Source organism: Pacificibacter marinus, assembly GCF_018860665.1.
GTDB lineage: Bacteria > Pseudomonadota > Alphaproteobacteria > Rhodobacterales > Rhodobacteraceae > Celeribacter > Celeribacter marinus_A.
Genome location: NZ_JAHKPK010000017.1, coordinates 143,043 through 165,534 on the forward strand (window position 1 = coordinate 143,043; position 22,492 = coordinate 165,534).

28 protein-coding genes are annotated in these 22,492 nt (G+C 53.3%); 22 read left to right on the forward strand and 6 right to left on the reverse strand.

Annotation, left to right across the window (positions count from 1 at the left end):
- Positions 1-57: 57 nt before the first annotated feature.
- Positions 58-432, forward strand: coding sequence for a response regulator (locus KO497_RS04265; protein WP_215942725.1), 375 nt, complete (start codon positions 58-60; stop codon positions 430-432).
- A gap of 20 nt (positions 433-452) precedes the next feature.
- Here KO497_RS04265 and KO497_RS04270 read toward each other — a convergent pair whose 3' ends face one another.
- Positions 453-1,427 (reverse strand): glutathione S-transferase family protein, encoded by a 975-nt coding sequence (locus KO497_RS04270; protein ID WP_215942726.1) that lies wholly within the window; start codon positions 1,425-1,427, stop codon positions 453-455.
- 329 nt (positions 1,428-1,756) lie between these two features.
- Between KO497_RS04270 and KO497_RS04275 the strand changes: the two genes are divergently transcribed.
- The 8 genes from KO497_RS04275 to KO497_RS04310 all read left to right on the forward strand — a co-directional run bounded on the left by KO497_RS04275 (position 1,757) and on the right by KO497_RS04310 (position 9,722).
- Entirely contained in the window at positions 1,757-1,984 is a 228-nt protein-coding gene (locus KO497_RS04275; protein ID WP_215942727.1) for a DUF6732 family protein, read from the forward strand.
- Positions 1,985-1,989: 5 nt separating this feature from the next.
- Complete coding sequence (locus tag KO497_RS04280) at positions 1,990-3,252, forward strand: sirohydrochlorin chelatase (RefSeq protein WP_215942728.1); 1,263 nt, start codon at positions 1,990-1,992, stop codon at positions 3,250-3,252.
- A gap of 896 nt (positions 3,253-4,148) precedes the next feature.
- Positions 4,149-4,787 (forward strand): precorrin-8X methylmutase, encoded by a 639-nt coding sequence (locus KO497_RS04285; protein WP_215942775.1) that lies wholly within the window; start codon positions 4,149-4,151, stop codon positions 4,785-4,787.
- Positions 4,784-5,980 (forward strand): precorrin-6y C5,15-methyltransferase (decarboxylating) subunit CbiE, encoded by a 1,197-nt coding sequence (gene cbiE, locus KO497_RS04290; RefSeq protein ID WP_215942729.1) that lies wholly within the window; start codon positions 4,784-4,786, stop codon positions 5,978-5,980. The genes KO497_RS04285 and cbiE overlap by 4 nt, the downstream gene beginning before the upstream one ends.
- A complete protein-coding gene (gene cobI / locus KO497_RS04295; RefSeq protein ID WP_215942730.1) occupies positions 5,977-6,720 on the forward strand; it encodes a precorrin-2 C(20)-methyltransferase in 744 nt (247 codons plus the stop codon). The genes cbiE and cobI overlap by 4 nt, the downstream gene beginning before the upstream one ends.
- Positions 6,711-8,498 (forward strand): precorrin-3B C(17)-methyltransferase, encoded by a 1,788-nt coding sequence (cobJ, locus tag KO497_RS04300; RefSeq protein ID WP_215942731.1) that lies wholly within the window; start codon positions 6,711-6,713, stop codon positions 8,496-8,498. Before cobI ends, cobJ begins: the two co-directional genes overlap by 10 nt.
- Positions 8,495-9,262, forward strand: coding sequence for a precorrin-4 C(11)-methyltransferase (cobM, locus tag KO497_RS04305; protein WP_215942732.1), 768 nt, complete (start codon positions 8,495-8,497; stop codon positions 9,260-9,262). The genes cobJ and cobM overlap by 4 nt, the downstream gene beginning before the upstream one ends.
- Positions 9,263-9,359: 97 nt before the next feature.
- Positions 9,360-9,722 (forward strand): hypothetical protein, encoded by a 363-nt coding sequence (locus KO497_RS04310; RefSeq protein ID WP_252729509.1) that lies wholly within the window; start codon positions 9,360-9,362, stop codon positions 9,720-9,722.
- Positions 9,723-9,744: 22 nt separating this feature from the next.
- Here KO497_RS04310 and KO497_RS04315 read toward each other — a convergent pair whose 3' ends face one another.
- The gene (locus KO497_RS04315; RefSeq protein ID WP_215942733.1) at positions 9,745-10,926 is read right to left on the reverse strand and encodes a MalY/PatB family protein; all 1,182 of its coding nucleotides are present in this window, start codon (positions 10,924-10,926) and stop codon (positions 9,745-9,747) included.
- 133 nt (positions 10,927-11,059) lie between these two features.
- Between KO497_RS04315 and def (KO497_RS04320) the strand changes: the two genes are divergently transcribed.
- From def (KO497_RS04320) to KO497_RS19255, 6 genes are all read left to right on the forward strand, one after another.
- A complete protein-coding gene (def, locus tag KO497_RS04320) occupies positions 11,060-11,581 on the forward strand; it encodes a peptide deformylase (RefSeq protein WP_215942777.1) in 522 nt (173 codons plus the stop codon).
- A gap of 70 nt (positions 11,582-11,651) precedes the next feature.
- The gene (gene def / locus KO497_RS04325) at positions 11,652-12,155 is read left to right on the forward strand and encodes a peptide deformylase (protein ID WP_215942734.1); all 504 of its coding nucleotides are present in this window, start codon (positions 11,652-11,654) and stop codon (positions 12,153-12,155) included.
- Entirely contained in the window at positions 12,152-13,057 is a 906-nt protein-coding gene (gene fmt, locus KO497_RS04330) for a methionyl-tRNA formyltransferase (RefSeq protein WP_215942735.1), read from the forward strand. The genes def (KO497_RS04325) and fmt overlap by 4 nt, the downstream gene beginning before the upstream one ends.
- A 9-nt stretch (positions 13,058-13,066) precedes the next feature.
- On the forward strand, positions 13,067-13,309 hold the full coding sequence (locus KO497_RS04335) for a hypothetical protein (protein ID WP_215942736.1): 243 nt from the start codon (positions 13,067-13,069) through the stop codon (positions 13,307-13,309).
- 10 nt (positions 13,310-13,319) lie between these two features.
- Positions 13,320-13,559, forward strand: a complete 240-nt coding sequence (locus KO497_RS04340) for a GlsB/YeaQ/YmgE family stress response membrane protein (protein WP_215942737.1) — start codon at positions 13,320-13,322, stop codon at positions 13,557-13,559.
- The gene (locus KO497_RS19255) at positions 13,560-13,691 is read left to right on the forward strand and encodes a hypothetical protein (protein ID WP_289846654.1); all 132 of its coding nucleotides are present in this window, start codon (positions 13,560-13,562) and stop codon (positions 13,689-13,691) included.
- 4 nt (positions 13,692-13,695) lie between these two features.
- Here KO497_RS19255 and KO497_RS04345 read toward each other — a convergent pair whose 3' ends face one another.
- The 4 genes from KO497_RS04345 to KO497_RS04360 form a co-directional block, all read right to left on the reverse strand.
- Complete coding sequence (locus KO497_RS04345; protein WP_215942738.1) at positions 13,696-14,319, reverse strand: trimeric intracellular cation channel family protein; 624 nt, start codon at positions 14,317-14,319, stop codon at positions 13,696-13,698.
- A complete protein-coding gene (gene rnhA, locus KO497_RS04350) occupies positions 14,316-14,777 on the reverse strand; it encodes a ribonuclease HI (RefSeq protein WP_215942739.1) in 462 nt (153 codons plus the stop codon). Before rnhA ends, KO497_RS04345 begins: the two co-directional genes overlap by 4 nt.
- Positions 14,778-14,813: 36 nt before the next feature.
- Positions 14,814-15,764, reverse strand: coding sequence for a 4-hydroxy-3-methylbut-2-enyl diphosphate reductase (gene ispH / locus KO497_RS04355; protein ID WP_215942778.1), 951 nt, complete (start codon positions 15,762-15,764; stop codon positions 14,814-14,816).
- 154 nt (positions 15,765-15,918) lie between these two features.
- Positions 15,919-16,488: a LabA-like NYN domain-containing protein gene (locus KO497_RS04360; RefSeq protein ID WP_215942740.1), complete on the reverse strand. Its 570-nt coding sequence runs from the start codon at positions 16,486-16,488 to the stop codon at positions 15,919-15,921.
- A 142-nt stretch (positions 16,489-16,630) separates the two neighbouring features.
- Between KO497_RS04360 and folK the strand changes: the two genes are divergently transcribed.
- The 7 genes from folK to acpS all read left to right on the forward strand — a co-directional run bounded on the left by folK (position 16,631) and on the right by acpS (position 22,411).
- Positions 16,631-17,200, forward strand: a complete 570-nt coding sequence (folK, locus tag KO497_RS04365; protein ID WP_215942779.1) for a 2-amino-4-hydroxy-6-hydroxymethyldihydropteridine diphosphokinase — start codon at positions 16,631-16,633, stop codon at positions 17,198-17,200.
- A gap of 107 nt (positions 17,201-17,307) precedes the next feature.
- The gene (rpoZ, locus tag KO497_RS04370; RefSeq protein ID WP_215942741.1) at positions 17,308-17,661 is read left to right on the forward strand and encodes a DNA-directed RNA polymerase subunit omega; all 354 of its coding nucleotides are present in this window, start codon (positions 17,308-17,310) and stop codon (positions 17,659-17,661) included.
- Positions 17,662-17,713: 52 nt separating this feature from the next.
- On the forward strand, positions 17,714-19,831 hold the full coding sequence (locus tag KO497_RS04375; RefSeq protein ID WP_215942742.1) for a RelA/SpoT family protein: 2,118 nt from the start codon (positions 17,714-17,716) through the stop codon (positions 19,829-19,831).
- Positions 19,832-19,893: 62 nt separating this feature from the next.
- Positions 19,894-20,502, forward strand: a complete 609-nt coding sequence (locus KO497_RS04380) for a DUF2062 domain-containing protein (RefSeq protein ID WP_354668088.1) — start codon at positions 19,894-19,896, stop codon at positions 20,500-20,502.
- Positions 20,503-20,632: 130 nt separating this feature from the next.
- Complete coding sequence (locus tag KO497_RS04385) at positions 20,633-21,382, forward strand: pyridoxine 5'-phosphate synthase (protein WP_215942744.1); 750 nt, start codon at positions 20,633-20,635, stop codon at positions 21,380-21,382.
- Positions 21,379-22,002: a LysE family translocator gene (locus KO497_RS04390; protein WP_354668087.1), complete on the forward strand. Its 624-nt coding sequence runs from the start codon at positions 21,379-21,381 to the stop codon at positions 22,000-22,002. Before KO497_RS04385 ends, KO497_RS04390 begins: the two co-directional genes overlap by 4 nt.
- Positions 22,003-22,009: 7 nt before the next feature.
- Positions 22,010-22,411, forward strand: coding sequence for a holo-ACP synthase (acpS, locus tag KO497_RS04395; RefSeq protein ID WP_215942745.1), 402 nt, complete (start codon positions 22,010-22,012; stop codon positions 22,409-22,411).
- The last annotated feature ends 81 nt before the right edge of the window (positions 22,412-22,492 follow it).

A 22,492-nucleotide genomic window follows, 5' to 3' on the forward strand; every position in this document is an offset into this window, starting at 1 on the left:
ATCCTTCAAAGGAAAGCTTTGAGGGTGAGATGCAGGACATTGGGTCCAGGGGTGACTATGCAAGTTCTAATCGTAGAAAGTAATCCAGATTTGGGTATCGTTTGGCAACGACACCTAGAGCGCCATGGCGTGAGCGTGGAGTGCACTCTTGGCCAAGCCAGCGCGATTGAGTATTTGCAACTGAATTCAGTTGATTTGATTGTTCTTGATTTGGTTCTGGAAGACGGATCGGCTTTCGCTGTCGCAGATTACGCCAACTACCGATACCCCGACACGCCTGTGATTTTTGTGACCAATTCGACGTTTTTTTCGGACGGGTCCATTTTTCAACACATGGCCAACGCTCGCGCATTTATAACATCCGAAGTCGACCCCGCCGACTTAACGGCGATGGTCGAACATTATGGCCGCCCTACGCGTATCGCTCTGTGATCATTCAATCTGTGTCGCGATCAGCCGCGCCCGTGCGGCGCATTCCAATCTAAGTCTGGCGTGATCGGGATAATCCGGTTCGGATTGATGGTCGCGTGACTGTAATAGTAATGGCGCACAAAGTGATCGAATTTTGTGGTCTCGGCGATGCCATCCCATTGATACAGCTCGCGCGTATAGTCCCATAGATTCGGGTAATCTTTCAGCATGTGTTTGTTGCATTTGAAATGCCCATGATAGACCAAATCAAATCGTACCAAGGTGGTGAACAACCGCCAATCTGACTCGGTGATCTGATCGCCCATCAGATAACGTTGGCGGCACAAGCGCTCTTCAAGCCAATCCATCGTCTCAAACAGCGGTACAACGGCAGCGTCATAAGCGGATTGCGTGGTCGCGAAACCCGCTTTGTAAACACCGTTGTTGAGCGTGTCATAAATACGGGCATTCACGGTTTCGATGTCGTCGCGTTGTGGCAAGGGCCAAAAATCCATACTATTGCCTGTCAGACCGTCAAAGGCAGAGTTGAACATGCGAATGATTTCGGAGGATTCATTGGACACGATGGTGTTCAGTGTTTTGTCCCACAAGATCGGGACAGTTACGCGGCCCGACACATCTGGTACTGCGCGAGTGTATATGTCGCGCAGGAATTTCGCCCCATATAAATCGTCGCCTGTGCAGCTGTCAAAATCTGACGCAAAGGTCCAGCCGTCCTCTAGCATGTCTGGATGTACCGCAGACACCGTGATCAGATCTTCTAAACCTTTGAGAGCACGAAAGATCAAAGTGCGATGCGCCCAAGGGCAGGCATAAGACACATACAAATGATAGCGCCCTGCTTCGGCTTTAAAACCGCCTTTACCCGTCGGGCCTGCGGCACCGTCAGGCGTGACCCAATTGCGAAACCCTGCGGTGGTGCGTTGAAATTGTCCGCCGCTGGATTTGGTATCGTACCAAGCTGTGTTCCATTTACCGTCTTGCAAAAAGCCCATGGGAATCTCCTTTTCTCAGCCATAGTTAAGCCAAGATGTTTTGTGCGCAAACAGGGATTGGGGCGCAGGCATGGTGCAAATTCGCACATTGTGATGGCCTGCGACCATGTGATTGCGCTAAACCAATTGCACCGCGCGGCTTGCGAACTTATAGAAAGACCATGACGACGCTCTCAATCTTGAGGGCCAGAGAGGTTGGCTAGGCTGGATTGACCCAAACAGGGGATCCAAAATAGCATCGTCGGGATTTTCCCAGCCTCCTTGAATTGAAACAGCCTTACGGGGTGACTGCGCGGGGACATACTCGGCGCTTGAGACAAGGAAATACTATGCGGCACTTAGTGACTGTTCTTTTTACTGTAATCGCAGCGCCTGCTTTGGCGCATGTCGGCCACGTTGGTGAGTTGGCTGGCCATGATCATGTGGTCGCGGGCATCGCGCTGGGCGCTGCCGTTGGCATTGCCATATGGGGCGCGATTAGAGGTAAAAAAGAAGACGACGCAAACAGTGAAGCCGAGGCAGACCTAGAGTCCGACGCAGAACCACAGGAAGCGTGAACATCATGAAAACTGGAGTGATGATCTGCGGCCACGGGTCCCGCAGTCAATCTGCCGTGGACGAATTTGCTGTCTTGGCAGAAAAATTGCCAGCATTGCTGCCAAGTGATTGGATGGTCGACTACGGCTATCTTGAATTCGCAAACCCTGTGATCCGCGATGGTTTGGATCGTCTGCGAGACGCAGGCTGTGAACGCATCTTGGCTGTCCCCGGGATGCTGTTTGCCGCAATGCATTCCAAAAACGATATACCCACGGTGCTTAATACCTATGCCGCAAAGCACGGCATCGATGTGAAATATGGTCGCGAACTTGGCGTCGATCCCAAGATGATCGCAGCCGCTGGCGCGCGGATCAAAGATGCCGTTGCCGCCGCCAACGCCGAATATGGCGAGTTGCCCTTGCACGAGACGGCTTTGGTCGTGATCGGACGCGGGGCTTCTGATCCTGACGCCAATGGCAACGTGTCAAAAATCGCGCGGATGCTATGGGAAGGCATCGGTTTTGGTTGGTGCGAAGTGGGCTATTCTGGCGTGACATTTCCGCTGGTTGAACCCTGCTTGGAACATGTCGCAAAACTTGGATACAAGCGTGTCATTGTCTTCCCGTATTTCTTGTTTACGGGCATTCTGATCGACCGTATTTATGGCTTCACCGACCAAGTCGCCGCGCAGCATCCTGACATTCAGTTCGTCAAAGCAGGTTATTTGAACGATCATCCGAAAGTCCTAGAAACGTTCGCTGAGCGCATTTTGGAACAACAAGGCGATGTGCCCGTACCCAATTGCGGCATCTGTGCCTATCGCACCCAAGTTTTGGCCATTGAGGGTCAAGAGACCAAGATGATCACCGCCGAAGAGCGCGCGGCACTCAAAGCCAATGGTAAGGGGCATCCGGCCTTTGGTGATGTGCCGCCGCCGACTTGCGTGATGTGCAAATATCGAACGCAGATTTTGGGCTTTGAATCCGAAGTTGGCTCTGTGCAAGAGAGCCACCACCACCATGTCGAAGGCCAAGGGGCCTCTGCGCCGGGATCTAACGTGTCTGACTGTACGCTGTGCGAACATTTTTGCACGGGGGTGTGTCGCTTGCAGCAAGCAGATGATGGTCATGGACATCACCACCATCATCACCACCACGATCATGGTGATCACGCACATGGCCATTCGCATGACCATCATCACGACCACCACGACCATGACCACAGTCACCCCGAATACCCACATGCCAAACATCCCCATGGGCCAGAAAGTGCGCGCAAATCATGACGCGCGCCCTTTTTGACGTCCATGTGGTCGTGGATTGGTCCTCTGCGGGGCAACCCAATACGGGCAAAGATAGCATTTGGATCGCTGCTTACAGCGATACTGCACCGAAGGTGATCAATCCTGCGACGCGGGCAGACGCGATGGCGGCTCTTGTTGCCATACTTGATGCGGCCACGCTGAAAGATCAGCGGGTCTTTATGGGGTTCGACTTTGCCTTTGGGTATCCGCAAGGGTTTTCAAAAGCGCTGGGACCACAAGCTGACTGGCGCGATGTTTGGGCATTGATTGCGGAGGAAGTCGTCGACACTGATGACAACGTCAACAATCGCTTTGATGCTGCGGCCAAGCTCAACTTGATGTTTCAAACAGATGGTCCGTTTTGGGGCAATGGGCTGAAACGAGACATCGTAGGTCTGCCGCGTAAAAAGCCGATGGGCTGGGGGGATACCCTGCCAGCAAACAAACGTCGCGCCGAGGCTTGCGTTTCGAACGCTCAAGAGGTGTGGAAACTGTCAGGCACGGGTTCTGTAGGCGGGCAGGCTTTGACCGGTATCGCGCGACTTGAACAGCTTCGTCAGGCTCGCAACGATCTGACCATTTGGCCGTTTCAAACCTTTGGCGAGGGGCGGGGCCATGTCGCGGCTGAGGTTTTTCCTTCTTTGATCGATATTCCAAAATCCGGCGATCAGCCTCATGATAAAACTCAGGTCGAAACGCTGGCACGCGCACTTCGCATGCTTGATCTGGACGGAAACCTGTCCGCCGTTCTAAGTGCTCCACAGAACAACGCGGATGTGGTAAACCACGAGGCAAGCATCCTTGGATTGGGTCACAAGTCTTTATTGCAAAAGGCCGCTGATGCCCCCGTGACATCCATCAAAAAACCGCGTTCTTTCATGCGTCCCTACAATAAAGATCCGCAGTCGATCTATGCGCAATCCTTTGCCACTGTCCGTGCTGAGGCAAAGTTGGATCGGTTCGATGCGGGGATGGAGCGCCTTGCCATTCGCCTGATCCATGCTTGCGGTATGATCGAAGTGGCGGATCGTTTGGCCTATTCAAAAAACGCATATATTGCGGGTCACAAAGCGTTGGCAGGCGGCGCTCCGATCCTGTGCGATTGCGAAATGGTGGGCGCGGGCATCATCCGCCGGTATCTGCCCGCTGACAATCAGGTCATCGTGACGCTAAATGACACCCGCACGCCGGATCACGCCAAGGCCATCGGCAACACGCGCTCTGCTGCGGCTGTGGACTTTTGGGCAAATCATTTGGATGGGGCCGTTGTGGCGATTGGCAATGCGCCAACGGCCTTGTTTCATCTGTTAGAGTTGATCGACCAAGGTGCGCCAAAGCCTGCTGTGATTCTTGGCTTTCCTGTTGGCTTTGTTGGAGCAGCAGAATCCAAAGCTGAACTGGCTGCCAATCCAAGGGGCTGCGATTTTGTTGCTTTGCGCGGGCGTCGGGGTGGCTCTGCCATTGCCTCTGCTGCCGTAAACGCCTTGGCCGTCGGCCTGCCGGAAATCGGCGAATGAGCGCTTGGCTGCATATCATCGGTATGGGCGACAATGGGCTGGACAGCCTGACGCCTGCAACCCGCGCGGTGCTGCAAGCCGCCGATGTCATTGTCGGTGGGGCGCGACATCATGCGCTGACGGCTGAACTGTGTGCAGAACGTATCAACTGGCCATCGCCCTTTAGCGCGCTGACCAAGACGCTTCAAAACTTGCAGGGCAAACAGGTGGCAGTTTTGGCCACTGGCGATCCGCTTTGGTATTCTGTTGGGCCTATGGTGGCGAAACACTTCGCGACATCCGATGTGTTGTTCCATCCGCAGGTGTCAGCCTTTCAACTTGCCGCCGCACGCATGGGGTGGAGCTTGTCTGGCGTGGAAACACTCACGGTTCACGGACGTCCTGCCGAGACTGTCGTGCCGTTTCTTGCTCCCGATCAAAAGCTCATTTTGCTCACCAACGGGGCCGAGACCCCCGCGCAGATTGCAGCGCTGCTGACCGCAGGTGGTTATGGCAGATCGCGGATGACTGTTCTGGCTCATATGGGCGGCATGAATGAAGCGAGATTTGACGGCACAGCGGTCACTTGGGGGCATGAGGTGCCTGACTTTCACAGTCTCGCAATTGACTGTGTTTTGGATGCCGATGTTGCGCCTTTGCCCCGCGTTGGTTTGCCTGATGAGGCTTTTGTCTCTGATGGCACCATGACCAAACGTGACATTCGCACAGTAACCTTGGCCAAGCTGATGCCTATGCGTGGCGCGTTGCTTTGGGACATCGGTTGCGGATCGGGGTCTGTGGCGATTGAATGGATGCGTGCGGCAAAAGACGCGCGTGCTATCGGTATCGAGCGGCGGGCAGATCGTCGTGCAATGGCGTTAGAGAATGCAATTACGCTCGGCGCGCCCAATTTGCGCATTGTGGACGGCGAAGTGCCTGAGGCATTAGGCGGTTTGGATGCCCCCGATGCGATCTTTATCGGCGGAGGACTGTCGCAAGACAGTTTTGCAGTGGCGTGGTCTGCGCTTAAACCCCATGGGCGATTGGTCGCCAATGCTGTGACGTTAGAAGGCGAAGCCGTGCTGTTTGATCTGTTCCAAACGCATGGCGGTGATCTGACACGTATGGCCATCAGTCGCGCCGAACCTGTTGGACGCTTAACCGGCTGGCGTGCGGCCATGCCACTCACGCAGTGGAGCATCGTAAAGCTATGACCAAGATACAAAGCGGCTCAGGAAAAACAGGCCCAGAAAAAAAGGGTAAAGTCTATGGTATTGGCCTTGGGCCAGGTGATCCCGAATTGATGACACTGAAAGCCGCACGACTTATACGTGAAGCAGATGTGATTGCCTATCCTGCGCTGGCTGGTGGCGCGTCATTCGCGCGTGCCATCGCAGCTAATTTCATCACGCCCAACACACGCGAGATTGTCATGGACGTGCCAATGACCGTCGCGCGTGGTCCTGCCCAAGCTGCCTATGATCAGGGCGCGATCGAGATTTCTAAGACCTTGAATGCAGGGCAGAATGTTGTGGTTCTGTGCGAAGGTGACCCTTTCTTTTATGGCTCGTTCATGTACCTGTTCGCTCGACTTAATGCGACATTTGACGTGGAAGTCGTACCGGGCGTGACATCTGTGACCGCCTGTGCTGCCGTTGCCAGTCTGCCGCTCGTGGCGCGCAACGAGGTGATGACGGTTTTGCCCGCGCCCCTTGAGGACGCTGCCTTGACTGAGAAACTCGCGAGCAGCGACACTTTGGTGTTGATGAAGCTGGGACGACATTTCCCCCGCGTCCGTGCACTGATCGAGGCCGCAGGGCTGACTGAAAATTCCGTTTATATCGAACGTGCGACCGGCGCGGACGAAGTTGTGAAACCGCTGAAAGACGCGCCCGATGTGGCGCCGTATTTTTCTATGATTTTGATTGTGAAAGGGGCCGATCCGTGGCTGTAAAACCCGTCGTCCTATGTCTGAACCGCTCTGGCGAAGAGGTGGCCCGCAAGGTCGCCGCATTGCTTGGCGCCGAACTTCATGGCCGTGAAAATCGTACATCTTGCGATGTGACCTTTGCCAACGCGCTTGATCACGCGCGCGATTTGTTCGCCGCTGGTGTGCCGATCGTGGGGGTTTGTGCCTCGGGCATTTTGATCCGCGCTGTGGCGCCCTTGTTGTCTGACAAACGCAGCGAGCCGCCGGTGTTGTCTGTCTCGGACGATGGCGCTGTTGTGATCCCGCTTTTGGGTGGTCATCGCGGGGCAAATCGCATGGCACGCGAGATTGCTGTTGGTATTGGCGCGCAAGCGGCGGTGACAACCGCTGGCGATATCGGGCTTGGAATTGCTTTGGACGAGCCGCCTTTGGGCTATCGTTTGGCAAATCCTGAAGACGCAAAAAACGCCATGGCGACGCTGCTGTCTGGCGAAGGTGTCAGTCTTGTTGGCGACAATATTTTTGGCCTTGAAGACGTGGATGGCGCTGTCGAACTATGCGTCACCGATGCGCCAATGAAAGGCAATGCGGACAAGCTGGTCTATCATCCACAGCGCTATGCTTTGGGGGTTGGATGTGCACGCAATGCGGACCCTGAAGAATTGTGGGATCTGGTGCAAAAGACATTGTACGACAACGGGATTGCCTCTGGTGCGATTGCATCTGTGAACACCATTGATCTGAAAGCGGACGAGCCTGCGATGAACCAATTGGCGGCGCGATTGGATGTGCCGTTGCGCTTGTTTACAGCCGCAGAATTGGAAGAGCAGGCCGCAGATTTGGCAAACCCATCCGAAGTGGTGTTTGCCGAAGTGGGCTGTCATGGAGTGTCCGAAGGTGCGGCTTTGGCAGCTGGCGGGACGCTGAGTGTTGAAAAGCAAAAAACGGCCAATACCACCTGTGCTTTAACGCGTGCCAATGCACCAATCACCGAATTTGCAGGCCGCGCGCGTGGGCGACTGTCTGTGGTTGGTATCGGACCGGGGCAGGCCGCTTGGCGCACGCCTGAGGTGTCGAAGCTGGTGTCACAAGCCGAAGAACTTGTGGGCTATGGCCTATACATCGATTTGCTTGGACCGCTGGCGGCGGGTAAGACACGGTCCGATTTTCCACTGGGTGGCGAAGAGGATCGATGCCGTTACGCGTTAGAGCAAGCGGCCCTTGGTAAAAACGTCGCACTTGTGTGCTCTGGTGATGCTGGCATTTATGCCATGGCGGCTTTGGTGTTCGAACTGTTGGATCGTGGTCCTGACGCGCACGGCGTATCAGATGCGGCGCACCGTGTTGAGGTTGTCTGTTCCCCTGGTGTGTCCGCGTTGCAAGGTGCTGCGGCTCGCGCTGGCGCGCCTTTGGGACATGATTTTTGTGCCATTTCGTTGTCGGATTTGCTGACACCGCGTGCTGATATCGTGCGTCGTTTGAATGCCGCCGCCGAGGGCGATTTTGTTATCGCGTTTTACAATCCGGTGTCGATGAAACGTCGGACATTGTTGGCCGAAGCGCGCGACATTTTGTTGAAACATCGCCCCGCCGATACGCCTGTTATGCTTGCCTCGAATCTTGGGCGCCCGACTGAGAATGTGCGCTATCGTCGCCTTGATGAGTTGGAAGTCGATGAGGTCGATATGCTGACGGTTGTGTTGGTCGGATCAAGCAATTCACGTTTGGCCCAACTTGGCGAAGGGCCGCGCATGTATACGCCGCGTGGCTATGCCCGTAAAATTGATGGAGATCTCTCATGACCGTTTACTTTATTGGCGCTGGTCCGGGCGATCCTGAATTGCTGACCAAAAAGGCTGAGCGCTTGATCGGTGAATGTCCTGTCTGCCTATATGCGGGGTCTCTTGTGCCATCCGAGGTTGTTGCGGGCGCACCTGCGGGCGCGCTGGTGATGGATACAGCACCGATGACATTGGAAGACACCCATGCACAGATCAAACTGGCGCATGACAAAGGCCAAAATATTGCACGGGTGCACAGTGGTGATCCGTCTTTATATGGGGCCATTGCAGAACAAATTCGCCGCTTGCGTGCAGATGGTATCGACTATGAAATCATCCCCGGTGTGCCGGCCTATGCGGCAGCTGCTGCAGCTTTGGGACAAGAACTCACCATTCCTGAGATTGCGCAGTCTATCGTTTTGACCCGCGTTTCGATGAAATCCACGTCAATGCCTGCGGGCGAAACTTTGGAAAATTTTGCCAAAACGGGGGCCACTTTGGCGATCCATTTGGGCGTGCGCAATTTGCGTGAAATCGAACGCCAACTTGTGCCGCACTATGGCGCAGATTGCCCTGTGGCCGTGGCCTACCGCGTTGGTTGGCCTGACCAGATGATGATTCGCGGCACCTTGAGCGATATTCGTGAAAAAGTTCGTGCAGAAAAGATCACACGCACCGCTTTGATTTTGGTGGGGCCTGCGCTTGGCGAAGTGGCTGATTTTAAAGATTCTGCGCTATATGATCCTGCAATGCCGCATGTTTTGCGTCCAAAGGTGAAACCTTAATGCGTCTAGGCGATGTGCGTCATATAAGGTTAACTTGACCTCAACTATGTTCCGTCCATGATGTGAGGAGCTCACCCTTCAGCATTTTGGAGACGTCATGTCCGAATATATGTCCGAATTTTTACCCAAGGAAGTTCTTGAAGGGCTTGAGCTTGCGCGCAAACGTGATTTGAAACGTCGCTCACGTCTTCGGGTGCGCACAGAGCAGGATGTCTATCCGATCATAAAGCTGTGGGACCAAGGCTTTACGGTTGCGCACGACAGTGCAGAGAATTTGCGCGGCCTCGTTGATATTTATGACGGTGCGCGCCATTTGTATCAGGCGTTGATTGTTGCGTCGCATGATGATGGTTTCGCGATGAGTTTTGATTTCAAACGTTCAACAGCTGCCACAGACGGGCCTGCATTAGACTATGATCAGGACATGGACGCACCGATAGCTTTATTGCCGCGCCACTGAGTGACGCGACAGTAGATGGTGTTTACTGCGAGTCGCCAAAGGCTTGCGCCAGACGCTCAGTCGCTTCAATGACCACATTGCGTGGTGTCGCCAAGTTGAAGCGCAGGTAAGTGTCGCCGCCCGTGCCAAAGGTTGGCCCGTGGTTGGGTGCGATTTTGGCAATATCTTGGACGCGTTTTGTAAACTCATCACGGCTCATGCCTGTGCCCGCGAAATCCACCCATGCCAGATAGGTTGCCTCTAGCGGCATGGATTTCAGACCCGGAATGGCATTGATCGCGGCATCAAACAGGCGGTGGTTCTCGGCTAGATAGGTCACAAGGTCGTCGACCCATGCGGCACCTTCTGGCGAATAAGCGGCGGTGGCCATAGCCAGACCAAAGGAATTTGGCGATATCCCAAGACCCATCATGCGCTTGGCAAAGCGTTTGCGCAGCGCGGCGTCTTCGATGATCACATTGCCAGAATGTGTGCCAGCGATGTTAAAGGTTTTTGTGGTGGCCGTCATCATAACCAAACGGTCTGTGATGTCTTTGAAAGCGGCCATCGGGGTGTGCTTGGCACCTGAGAACACCAGATCATGGTGAATTTCATCAGATACCAAAATCAGGTCATGGCGTTTGCAAAAATCTGCCACGCCTTGCAGTTCATCCGTGGTCCAAACGCGCCCGCCCGGATTGTGCGGTGAGCACAAAATGAGCATGGTCTCATGACCTTTCATCTGTGTGTCCCAAGTTTTGAAATCCATCACGTATTTGCCATCTTCCAAGGCTAGCTGGCATTCGACAACCTCGCGGTCGGCCGCTTTGATGGTGCGTGCAAAGGCGTGATACACAGGCGTCAACAATACGATGCCGTCGCCTTGTTTTGTAAAAGCATCAAGGCACATGCCTGTGCCATTGACCAAGCCGTGGGTGGTGAAAATCCAATCAGCCTCAACATCCCAACCGTGACGGTTTTTCATCCACCATCGGATCGCATCTTTATAGGCGGTCTCATCACCGAAATACCCAAATATTCCATGCGCAGACATATTCTTGACGGCGTCTTGCACACAGTTTGGAGGGCGAAAGTCCATATCGGCCACCCACATCGCGATGCCATCCTCGGCAGGAACGCCATAAATAGGCTCCATCATGTCCCATTTGGCGCAATGTGTTCCAAAGCGTGGGATGATCTCGTCAAAGGGGGATGTGTTGGTCATGGGCTGTCCTCGTTGTTTGGAATGACCCTAGTCATTGCTTTTGGAAAAGAAAAACCACTTTTTTGAGTGTTCGCGTGCATAGCGTGATGGCGCGATATTGCACCAAGGCGTGCAAAAGATTACATGCATGGGCATGACACTTAAACCGATCTTGATCCATCCCGACCCGCGCCTGAAAAAGGCCTGTGATCCTGTGAGCACTTTTGACAAAGAGCTGGCGGCCCTCACAGATGATATGCTTGAAACCATGTACGACGCACCGGGCATCGGTTTGGCCGCACCGCAGATTGGTGTAATGAATCGCCTGATCGTCATGGATTGCGTCAAGGAAGAGGGTGGAACGCCTGAGCCAATGGCGCTGGTCAACCCGAAAGTGGTCTGGGAAAGCGAAGAGCAAAACGTCTACGAAGAAGGCTGCTTGTCCATCCCTGGTCAATACGGCGAGGTGGAACGCCCCAAAATGGTGCGGGTGACGTGGCAAGATGTGACCGGCGCTGAAAAAGAACAAGAGTTCGACGCGTTGTGGGCGACCTGTGTGCAGCATGAAATCGATCACTTGGATGGCAAGTTGTTCATCGATTACCTAAAGCCAATGCGACGCCAAATGATCACGCGTAAAATGCAAAAATACAAACGCGAATTGGCGCGCGAATAAACTGAACCGCGTTGTGGGCATCGCGTCGACGACGACAAGATATCCGCTGCCCTTATTTGAACGGTGCCCCATGACCTCACGCGCTTTTATTCCCTATCCCGACAAACGCCTTAAAACGGTTTGCCCGCCAGTTGAGGCCATCACCGATGAAATCCGCCAGATTTGGGCCGACATGGTCGAGACGATGGATGCGATGCCCGGATATGGTTTGGCGGGGCCACAGATCGGTGTGCTGCAACGCTTGGCTGTTGTGGATTGTTCTGAGGAACGTGGCAAGGCTGTGTTGATGGCCAACCCCAAAGTGCTTCACGCATCGTCGCAGCCGCGCGAACACGAAGAGGCCTCTCCCAATTTACCCGGCATGTCTGCTGTTATTTCGCGTCCGCGGGCAGTGACCGTTCAGTTTTTGAACGCTCAAGGTGAGATGGAAGAACGAGATTTTGTGAATCTCTGGGCCACATCGGTGCAGCACCAGATCGATCACCTGAACGGTAAAATGTATTTCGACAATCTCAAGTCGGTCAAACGTCAGATGTTTTTGAAAAAAGCCAAGAAGACAGGAGCGATAAAATGAGAGTGATTTTCATGGGATCGCCCGCGTTTTCTGTGCCAGTTTTGGACGAACTGCTTGCGGCAGGTCACGAGATCGCTTGCGTGTATTGCCAACCCCCACGCCCTGCGGGACGCGGCAAAAAGGACCGCCCAACGTCGGTTCATGCGCGCGCCGAAGAGCTTGGTTTGATGGTGCGCCATCCGCTTAATTTCAAAGACCCTGTTGATGTGGCAGACTTTGAAGCCTTACAAGCGGATGTTGCTGTGGTTGTGGCTTACGGTTTGTTGTTGCCGCAAGCCTTGCTAGATGCGCCCGCTAAGGGCTGTTTGAATATTCACGCATCTTTGTTGCCGCGCTGGCGGGGCGCCGCGCCTATTCATCGCGCTATATTAGAGGGCGATGTTGAGACCGGCGTGTGCATCATGCAGATGGAAGCGGGGCTTGATACTGGCCCTGTGTTGATGCGTATAGAAACTGATATCGAGGCCGAAGACACCACAGAAACCCTGCATGATCGCCTATCTGAAATCGGGGCTGCAGCAATCACTGACGCTTTGTTTGCGCTTGATGCATTAACACCTGAGGCGCAACCGCTTGAGGGTGTCACCTACGCCAAGAAAGTCACCAAAGCCGAGGCGCAAATCGATTGGTCGCAACCGGCGCAAAAAGTTGATCGCCAAATCCGCGGGCTGTCGCCTTTCCCAGGCGCTTGGAGCAGCTACAATGGTGAGCGGATCAAGTTCCACATGTCTAAAGTCAGCGATGCGACTGGGTCCGTCGGCGAAGTCGTTGGACCGTTCACAATCGCTTGCGGGGAGGGCGCGGTTGAAATTCTCACTGCGCAGCGCGAAGGAAAACGTGCTATGCCTGTAGCAGAGATCCTTAAAGGTCTCGATTTGCCAATAGGCACGACGTTTGAGTGAGGAGCTAAAATGTTTCCAGTTCTGATCGGCACGGTGGTGATCGCGGGAATCGTCGGTTACATCACAGAAAAAACTGGCTTTACCAGAAACGGCTATCTGCAATCGATCATCATTTGCATCGGAGGCGCGTTTTTGGCCTATTTCATCAAGCTTATGTTTGGCATTGGTCTGCGCCCTGCTGGTGTGAACGCCATTGTTTCGTCGCTTGGTGCTTTGATCATCGTGCCGACGCATTGGCGCAAAAGAAGATAGGATTCCAATCATGCCCGTTCTTATGCTTATTATTATTGGTGCAGCGGCCGGTTTTTTGGCCACGCGGATGATGAAGCTCGACACAAGTATCTTGATGACTGTCGCGATTGGTGTCGTAGGGGCCTTGATCGGCGGGCTGATTTTGCGCGCCGTTAGCGTTCTAGCGGGTGCCTTGGGCGGGTTTGTCGGCGCAGTTTTGGGGGCATTGATTTTGATCTGGGCTTGGAAGACGCTGAAAGACCGACGCTAAATGTTTTCACTGATGGCAATCCCCGGCATGGCCCTGCGCATTCTCATCAGCCTGTGCATCTGGCTGATGTTTCGCCCCGGTGGATGGTTTGTCGTCTGCTGTCTTGGCATTGCGGCCACGTGGTATCTTTAGGTTTTTACGCGCGTGGCGGACGGGATTTGTATGTAGGCAAGGCCCAACCCAGCAAAATGCTGCCTGCCCGCAATGCAAAGGTCAAAACGCCGCAAGCCAGATAGGTGTAAACTGCTGGTAGCTCAAAATGTGATCCGACAACCATCGCCACAGATCCGGCAAAAGCGGCTGTCGCGTAAAGTTCGCCTTGCTTTAAAATCAAAGGCACCTCGTTGCACACAACATCGCGCATCAAGCCACCAAAACTGCCTGTCGCAACTCCCATCAAAACAACGATAACGGGGGAGTGACCGAGCTTTAAGGCAACCCCTGAGCCAGCAGAAACGGCCACTGCAAGCGCGATTGCATCGGCCCAAACAACGGCTTTCAGCCGACTTTCCAATCGGTGTGCGGTTAGAAATACAATCACTGAGGTTATGACGGCCACAATGATATATGTGGGCTCCGCGATCCAAAACACGGCATCCCGATTGAGCAGAACATCGCGAATGGTCCCGCCGCCCACGGCGGTCAAGCAGGCGATAAACGCAAACCCGATCAGATCAAGCTGTTGACGCGATGCCACCAGCGCGCCGGACAGGGCGAACACCAAAACGGAGGCATAATCCAAAAGCGCCAGAGGGCTCATGCGCGTGTCTTTTTATATGGGGCCATGCCCGCGCGCGCCAATTCATCAGCGTGCTCGTTTTCCGCGTGGCCTGCATGGCCTTTGATCCATTTCCACGTCACTTTATGTGTGGCTTGGGCCGCATCAATGCGCTGCCAAAGATCAACGTTTTTGACGGGCTTTTTGTTAGATGTCTTCCAACCGTTGCGTTTCCAGCCGTGAATCCAATTTGTTACGCCGTTTTTCACATAGGCGCTGTCGGTGGTGATGGTGATGTCTGTCGAGCGTGTCAGAGTTTCCAACGCACTGATCGCGGCCAAAAGCTCCATCCGGTTGTTGGTGGTGTCCGCTTCGCCGCCTTTAAGTTCGCGTTCTTTCAACACAACAGCGCCATCCATCGCGCGCATCAAAACGCCCCACCCGCCAGGGCCAGGATTTCCAGAGCAAGCACCATCAGTCCAAGCGTGAATTTCGGGCATGTCTGTCACTTTCTGTAGGGGTTAATTCTGTACGGGTTATGCAGGCACGCGCAACACGCGTGGGACTTTAAATTCGATGTTTTCTTGTGCGGTTTCGACCAATTCGACCGTCACGTCAAAACGCGCACGGAAGGCATCGATCACCTCGTTGACCAAAACCTCAGGGGCGGACGCGCCAGCCGTGATGCCGATGGACGAGATGCCAGTCAATGCACGCCAATCGATATCTGTCGCGCGCTGCACCAATTGCGCATAGGCGCAGCCGTTGGCGGAACCGACCTCAACTAGGCGTTTGGAGTTGGATGAATTCGGCGCGCCGATCACCAAAAGTCCGTCAATTTTGCTCGAGATGGCTTTGACCGCAGCTTGGCGGTTGGTGGTGGCGTAACAAATGTCTTCTTTATGAGGCCCAACGATGGTTGGGAAGCGCGTGCGTAACGCGTCAATGATATCGATGGTGTCATCAACCGACAGCGTGGTTTGCGTGATAAAGGCCAATTTATTTGGATCACGCACCGATAGGTCTGCAACGTCTGCGGGGGTCTCGACCAAAAGCACTTCGCCGTCGGGCAGTTGACCCATGGTGCCTATGGTTTCGGGGTGTCCTGCGTGGCCAATCATCACCATCTGCAATCCCGCTTCAGAATGACGTTCGGCTTCAATATGGACTTTGGACACAAGCGGGCAGGTGGCATCGACATAGACCATTTCACGCTTGGCGGCTTCTGCAGGTATGGCTTTTGGCACGCCATGCGCAGAAAAAATGACAGGGCGATCATCGGGGCACTCGTCCAGTTCTTCGACAAACACGGCACCTTTGTCGCGCAGAGAATCCACCACAAATTTATTGTGTACGATCTCGTGGCGCACATAAACGGGTGCGCCCCATTTTTCGATGGCGAGTTCTACAATTTTGATTGCGCGATCTACGCCCGCGCAAAAACCACGCGGCGCAGCAAGATATAACGTGAGGTCTGGTTTGGTCAAAGTGTGCATCATCGGCCCATCCATTCTTTGATCAATATCTAAGCTGCCTACAGCGGCGCGTCCATGGGTGCGGTACAAGAATTATGGCACAAATAGAATCGCCCCCCGCGCAGGTTAAGCGAAGGGGGCTAAAAACTAGAAAAATTTTAACGAATTATTCTGGCGTGAAAGGCGCCTCTGGCGGCTCATAGGGTTCGCGAGAGGGACGTCCCAAAACATCTTTGAGTTCTTCCAGTTCGATAAAGTTATCCGCTTGGCGGCGCAACTCATCTGCGATCATCGGAGGCTGTGACCGGATTGTAGACACAACCGAAACGCGCACACCTTGGCGCTGCAAGCTTTCAACCAAAGGTCTAAAGTCACCGTCGCCTGAGAAGATCACAATGTGGTCCACATGTGGGGCCAGCTCCATCGCATTGACGGTCAACTCGATGTCCATGTTGCCTTTAATTTTACGGCGCCCCATGGAATCTGTGAATTCTTTGGCGGGCTTGGTCACCATGGTGAAGCCGTTATAATTGAGCCAATCGACCAGAGGGCGGATCGGTGAATAGTCATCATTCTCGAGCAACGCAGTGTAGTAAAACGCACGCAGAAGTTTTCCGCGGCGCATGAATTCCTGGCGAAGCAACTTATAATCGATATCAAACCCGAGGGCTTTGGCCGCAGCGTAGAGGTTCGATCCGTCGATGAACAGAGCGAGACGTTCATCTCTATAGAACATTCGATTGGTCCTTTTTTAGTTGGGGTGCGCATCCCGAAAAGTTAAAAGCGCATGGTATGGTCCTGCAAGGGGTAGTATGATTTCGAGCTGAGTGGAACATGTCTAAATATATAGGGATAAGATATTGCTGCGAGACAAATGTTTGCCATTCGCGAGAAATCGCGCAGTTTTTGCGTTTGGTGGAAATCTTCCGTCAGAAATTGGCTCTGTAAATGAGACAATTTCTGCTGCTTTCGATGAGTTGCGAACGCATGGCGTTGAGGTGATTGATCAGAGTCGCTTTTTCCAAACGCCATGTTTTCCCGCAGGGGCGGGGCCGGATTATGTGAATTTGGTTGCTGTGACCTCAACCTCACATAGCCCCAAGGCGCTGTTGGAGCGCTTGCATGAGATTGAAGCGAAATTTGGACGGGCACGCGACAGTCGATGGGCAGGGCGCACACTAGATGTAGACATATTATCATATGAAAACCTGATAATTCCGGATTTGGACACCTATCAGCATTGGGTGGATTTGCCGTTAGATGTGCAAATGAAAGAGGCACCTCAAAACCTCATACTGCCGCATCCACGTATCCAAGATAGGGGGTTTGTACTGATTCCCTTGTGCGACGTTTGGCCAGAATGGACACACCCTGTTTCAGGTAAAACAGCGCAGATGCTTTGCGATAGCTTGCCAATAAGTGAAACTAGGGGGATAAAACCTTTGTGAAACAGTGAAAAAGGCGTGGTTTGACAGCCAAAGGTGCCTTGTCAATTGCAAGGCAAGCGCCTAAATAGGTCGCTTGTATCCCTCGCTAAGTTGGAATTGGAGATCTCATGGCTCGCGTCACAGTAGAAGATTGCGTTGATAAAGTTCCGAATCGTTTCGAACTTGTAATGCTTGCATCGCACCGCGCTCGCGAAATTTCGGCTGGGTCAACTTTGACCGTAGACCGTGACAACGACAAAAACCCTGTTGTTGCTCTGCGCGAGATCGCTGATGAAACTCAATTGGCCTCCGCATTGCGTGAGCGTCAAATCGAGTCCAACCAGACACAGATCGAAGTTGATGAACCCGAAGAAGACCAAATGGCGCTTCTTATGGGGCAAGAAACAGATCAACCTGTTGAAGATGACATGTCCGAAGAAAAACTTCTGCGGGCGTTGATGGAAGCCCAAGGGCAACAATAATTTTGCGTCACGAGCCCCTAGTTCTGGCCAGTGTAAGAAGAGTGCGGACCGAATGATCGACGTCGAAGACCTGATCGCCTTGGTCCGCAACTACAATCCTAAAACCAATGCAGATTTGATCCGTGAAGCCTATGCTTACGGAAAGGAAATGCATGAGGGGCAGTTCCGTCATTCTGGTGAGCCGTATTTTTCTCACCCGATCGCAGTCGCTGCGATTTTGACCGAACAAGCCCTTGATGATGCGACCATCATCACGGCTCTGTTGCATGACACCATCGAAGACACGAAATCGACTTACAAAGAGGTCGAGCGCAAGTTTGGCACGGATGTGGCTGAGCTTGTGGATGGCGTTACTAAGCTGACCAATTTGCAGCTGTCCAGTTCTGAGACCAAGCAGGCCGAGAATTTTCGCAAGCTGTTTATGGCGATGTCCAAAGATCTGCGGGTGATTTTGGTTAAGCTGGCGGATCGGCTGCATAATATGCGCACGATCAAATCCATGCGCCCTGAAAAACAGTTGCAAAAAGCCCGTGAAACCATGGATATCTTTGCCCCACTTGCAGGCCGTATGGGGATGCAATGGATGCGCGAGGAGCTTGAGGATCTCAGCTTTCGTGTGATCAACCCTGAGGCGCGTCATTCGATCATCCGCCGCTTTATCATGCTGCAACGCGAAACGGGCGATGTGATCCATAAAATCACCAATGACATCCGTGCCGAGTTGGAACGCGAAGGCATCGAGGCGGATGTTTTTGGACGGGCCAAAAAGCCCTATTCTATCTGGCGTAAAATGGAAGAAAAGCAGCAAAGCTTTTCACGCCTGTCCGATATTTACGGCTTTCGAATCATCACCACGTCTGAAGGTGATTGTTACCGCACCTTAGGCGTGATCCACCAAAGGTGGCGGGCAGTCCCAACGCGTTTCAAAGATTATATTTCGCAACCTAAAACCAACGGCTATCGCTCGATCCACACCACGGTGTCAGGGCGCGATGGCAAGCGTGTTGAAGTGCAGATTCGCACCCGCCAGATGCATGAGGTCGCTGAAGGTGGTGTGGCTGCACATTGGTCGTATCGCGATGGTGTGCGTGCCAATAACCCATTTGCGGTTGATCCAGCCAAGTGGTTGGCAAAGCTCACAGAGCGGTTCGAAAACTCTGATGATCACAGCGAGTTTTTGGAACACGTAAAGTTGGAAATGTATTCCGATCAGGTGTTTTGCTTCACACCCAAAGGGGAAGTGATCAAATTACCCAAAGGGGCGACCCCGCTTGATTACGCCTATTCCATTCACACCCGTATTGGTGACAGCTGCGTTGGTGCCAAAGTCGATGGCATTCGTGTGCCGCTTTGGACGCGGTTGAAGAATGGTCAGTCCGTTGAAATTTTGACAGCGGAAGGCCAGCGCCCTCAAGGGACATGGCTGGATATCGTTGTCACAGGGCGGGCGAAAGCGGCTATTCGTAAATCGTTGCGCGAAGAAGATCGCGAGCGCTTTGTCAAATTGGGGCGTGAATTGGCGCGATTGGCCTTTGAACATGTGGGCAAAAAAGCGTCTGAAAAAGCACTGGCAACGGCGGCAAAACAATTGTCTTTGTCCTCAACCGAAGAACTGCTGTCCCGAATGGGATCTGCTGAGTTGACGGCGACGGATGTGATAAAGGCCGTCTACCCAGAATTGGTGCGTGCGTCTGGCAATGTGGATGCCAAACGTGCCGTGTTGGGCTTGAGTGAAGATCAAACCTACAACCGTGCCCAATGCTGCCAAGCTGTGCCGGGGGAACGCATCGTCGGGATCACCTATCGCGGCAAAGGCGTTATGCTGCACGCAATTGATTGTCCCGCACTTGAAGAACTTGAAGCTGAAACAGATCGTTGGGTCGATCTGCAGTGGCATTCAGGGCCGCATGGGGCGATCCATGCGGTGTCTTTGGATATCACGATTTCTAATGACACCGGTGTTTTGGGGCGTATTTGTACTTTGATTGGCGAGCAAAAAGCCAATATTTCCGATCTCACATTCATCGATCGAAAACCTGATTTCTTTAGAGTGATCATCGACGCAGATGTGAGGGATATTGAGCATCTTCATGCTGTGATGCTTGCACTTGAGGCTGAAAGCGATGTGGCGCGTGTGCGCCGCTACAGAGACTTGAACAGAAAGCCCTAAAAGGGCCTTTGAGGGAAAACGTGGTTTTCAAACGCCGAGATAAGCTGTCGCCCATCAAATGGGTGCAGCAGTGGGTTTGGCCTCGTGGGGGCTGGTCCCGCGCTGTGCGTTATATGAAACTACGCCTCAACCGTTTACCTGGAACCCCCGACAGTATCGCACGTGGTGTCTTTGTCGGAGTGTTTACAGCTTTTACACCGTTTTTTGGCGCGCATTTCGTCATCGCTGCTATTCTTGCAAAATTAATGCGTGGCAATGTCTTGGCGGCCATACTGGCGACATTTGCAGGCAACCCGCTGACTTATGTGCCCATTGCGGTTATCTCGCTGAAAATGGGACACTTTATACTGGGGTCCGAATTTGACACCTATAGTGAGCGGTCATTCGTCGGAAAGTTCTATGATGCAAGCCATGATTTACTACATAATCTCAAGGCGCTTGTAACACATGATGTGGCGAATTGGGATGGAGTTCTGCGGTTTGCAAGCGATGTGTTCTATCCCTATTTGATTGGCGGTGTGGTACTTGGCACCTTGGTTGGCGGTGTCGCGTATTATGTGAGCTTACCAATGATCACTGCATTTCAAAAACGTCGGCGCGGGCGAATTAAAACCAAACTAGAAGAACTGCGGCGTAAGACTGGAACATTTAAACCTAACAATAAGCAGTGACAATTTTATTGATAGGGGCGATCAAAAATAGTCGGTTCCCTTTTGAAGCAGTCCGTCTATTTTGCACTCAGAGAGAGCAGAGCGTTTGCGGTGGAATGGCCTTCACGCGGCGCAGTAAGAAAGGCATCCTATGACTGTATTACACCCTTTACGTTTGGGCATGAACATCGACCATGTGGCGACTGTGCGCAATGCACGCGGATCGGCCTATCCTGATCCCGTACGCGCTGCCAAACTGGCCGAAGAGGCCGGCGCAGATGGCATTACCGCGCACCTGCGCGAAGATCGCCGCCATATCACAGACGCCGATATCGATGCCCTTGTCGAACACCTAAGTGTGCCTTTGAACTTTGAAATGGCAGCGACGCCTGAGATGCAAGCGATTGCGCTGCGTCATAAGCCGCATGCCGTGTGCATCGTGCCCGAAAAGCGCGAAGAACGCACCACGGAAGGCGGCTTAGAGGTTGCACGTGAAGAAAACAGCTTGGCGCATTTTATCGCTCCTCTGCGTGAAGCGGGCAGTCGCGTGTCGATTTTTATTGCTGCAGACCGTGCCCAAATTGAAGCGGCGCATCGCATTGGTGCTGCTGTGGTCGAATTGCACACAGGCGCTTATTGCGATTTGCATGCCGAAGGGCAATTCGATGCACGCGATGATGAATTAAAACGCCTGACTGAAATGGCGGATTTCGCCAATCATCTTGGGCTTGAAGTGCATGCGGGCCATGGCTTGACTTATGACACGGTTCAACCGATTGCGGCTTTACCTCAGGTCGTTGAGTTGAACATCGGGCACTTTTTAATTGGCGAATCTATTTTTCGCGGCCTCAAACCTGCCATCCATGAGATGCGGCGTTTGATGGATGAGGCGCGCGGGTGATTCCCTTTTCCGACCTTTGGCCCATTCTGTTGGGATGGGCGATTGCGGTGGGGTCTCCGGGGCCGGCTGTGTTGGCCATCGCAGGCGCGTCGATGGGGTCTGGGCGAAAAAACGGGTTGGCTTTGGCGTTCGGTGTCTGGAATGGTTCGATGATTTGGGCCTGCATCGCCGCCCTTGGTTTTGGGGCTGTTATGGTGTCCAATACATGGGTGTTCGAGACGCTTCGTTATCTTGGTGCAGGCTATCTGTTATACCTCGCTTTTAAATCGGCAAAGTCAGCGCTACGCAGCGGTATTGATCATATCGCAACTAGCACTGACACGACGCAAAAGGCGTGGCAACGCGGATTTTTGATCCACGTTATGAACCCGAAAGCAGCCTTTTTTTGGGGCGCACTTTTCGCGGTTGTGATTCCGCAAGGTGCGGCACCGATTGCCGTGGCGCAGGTGGCTGTGTCGTGTTTGCTGACCTCGCTTGTGGTGATGTCTTTTATGGCTTTGCTGTTCTCAACACGGATCATTTCAAACGGATATCTGCGGATGCATCGTCTCTTTGATGGCGCTTTCGCGACACTCTTTGGCTATGCGGCACTTAAAGTGGTCACATCAAAATTGGTTTGAGATATACATGATACTAGGCATTGGCACTGATCTCGCAAATATCGAACGCATATCCGGCACACTTGAACGTTTTGGCGATCGGTTCAAAACCCGTGTGTTCACAGAGCTTGAGCGGAGCAAAGCCGAAAGCCGCAAAGACGTGGCAGGGACCTACGCAAAACGTTGGGCCGCGAAAGAGGCTTGTTCCAAAGCTTTGGGCACGGGCTTGGCCATGGGCATTTCTTGGAAAGATATGGCGGTGACAAATATGGACACCGGCCAGCCGACAATGCAGGTGACAGGTTGGGCCAAAGATCGGCTTGCAGCAATGACGCCTGAAGGGCATGAGGCTGTTATACATGTCACCTTGACTGATGATCATCCTTGGGCGCAGGCCTTTGTGGTGATCGAGGCGCGCCCTTTGTCGTGAAATAGCCGTGAGAGCCCATAATTCTTGCCGAAACCACGGTGTTTTGCGTGATGCGCTTGACAGCACCCGCGCCGCTGAGCA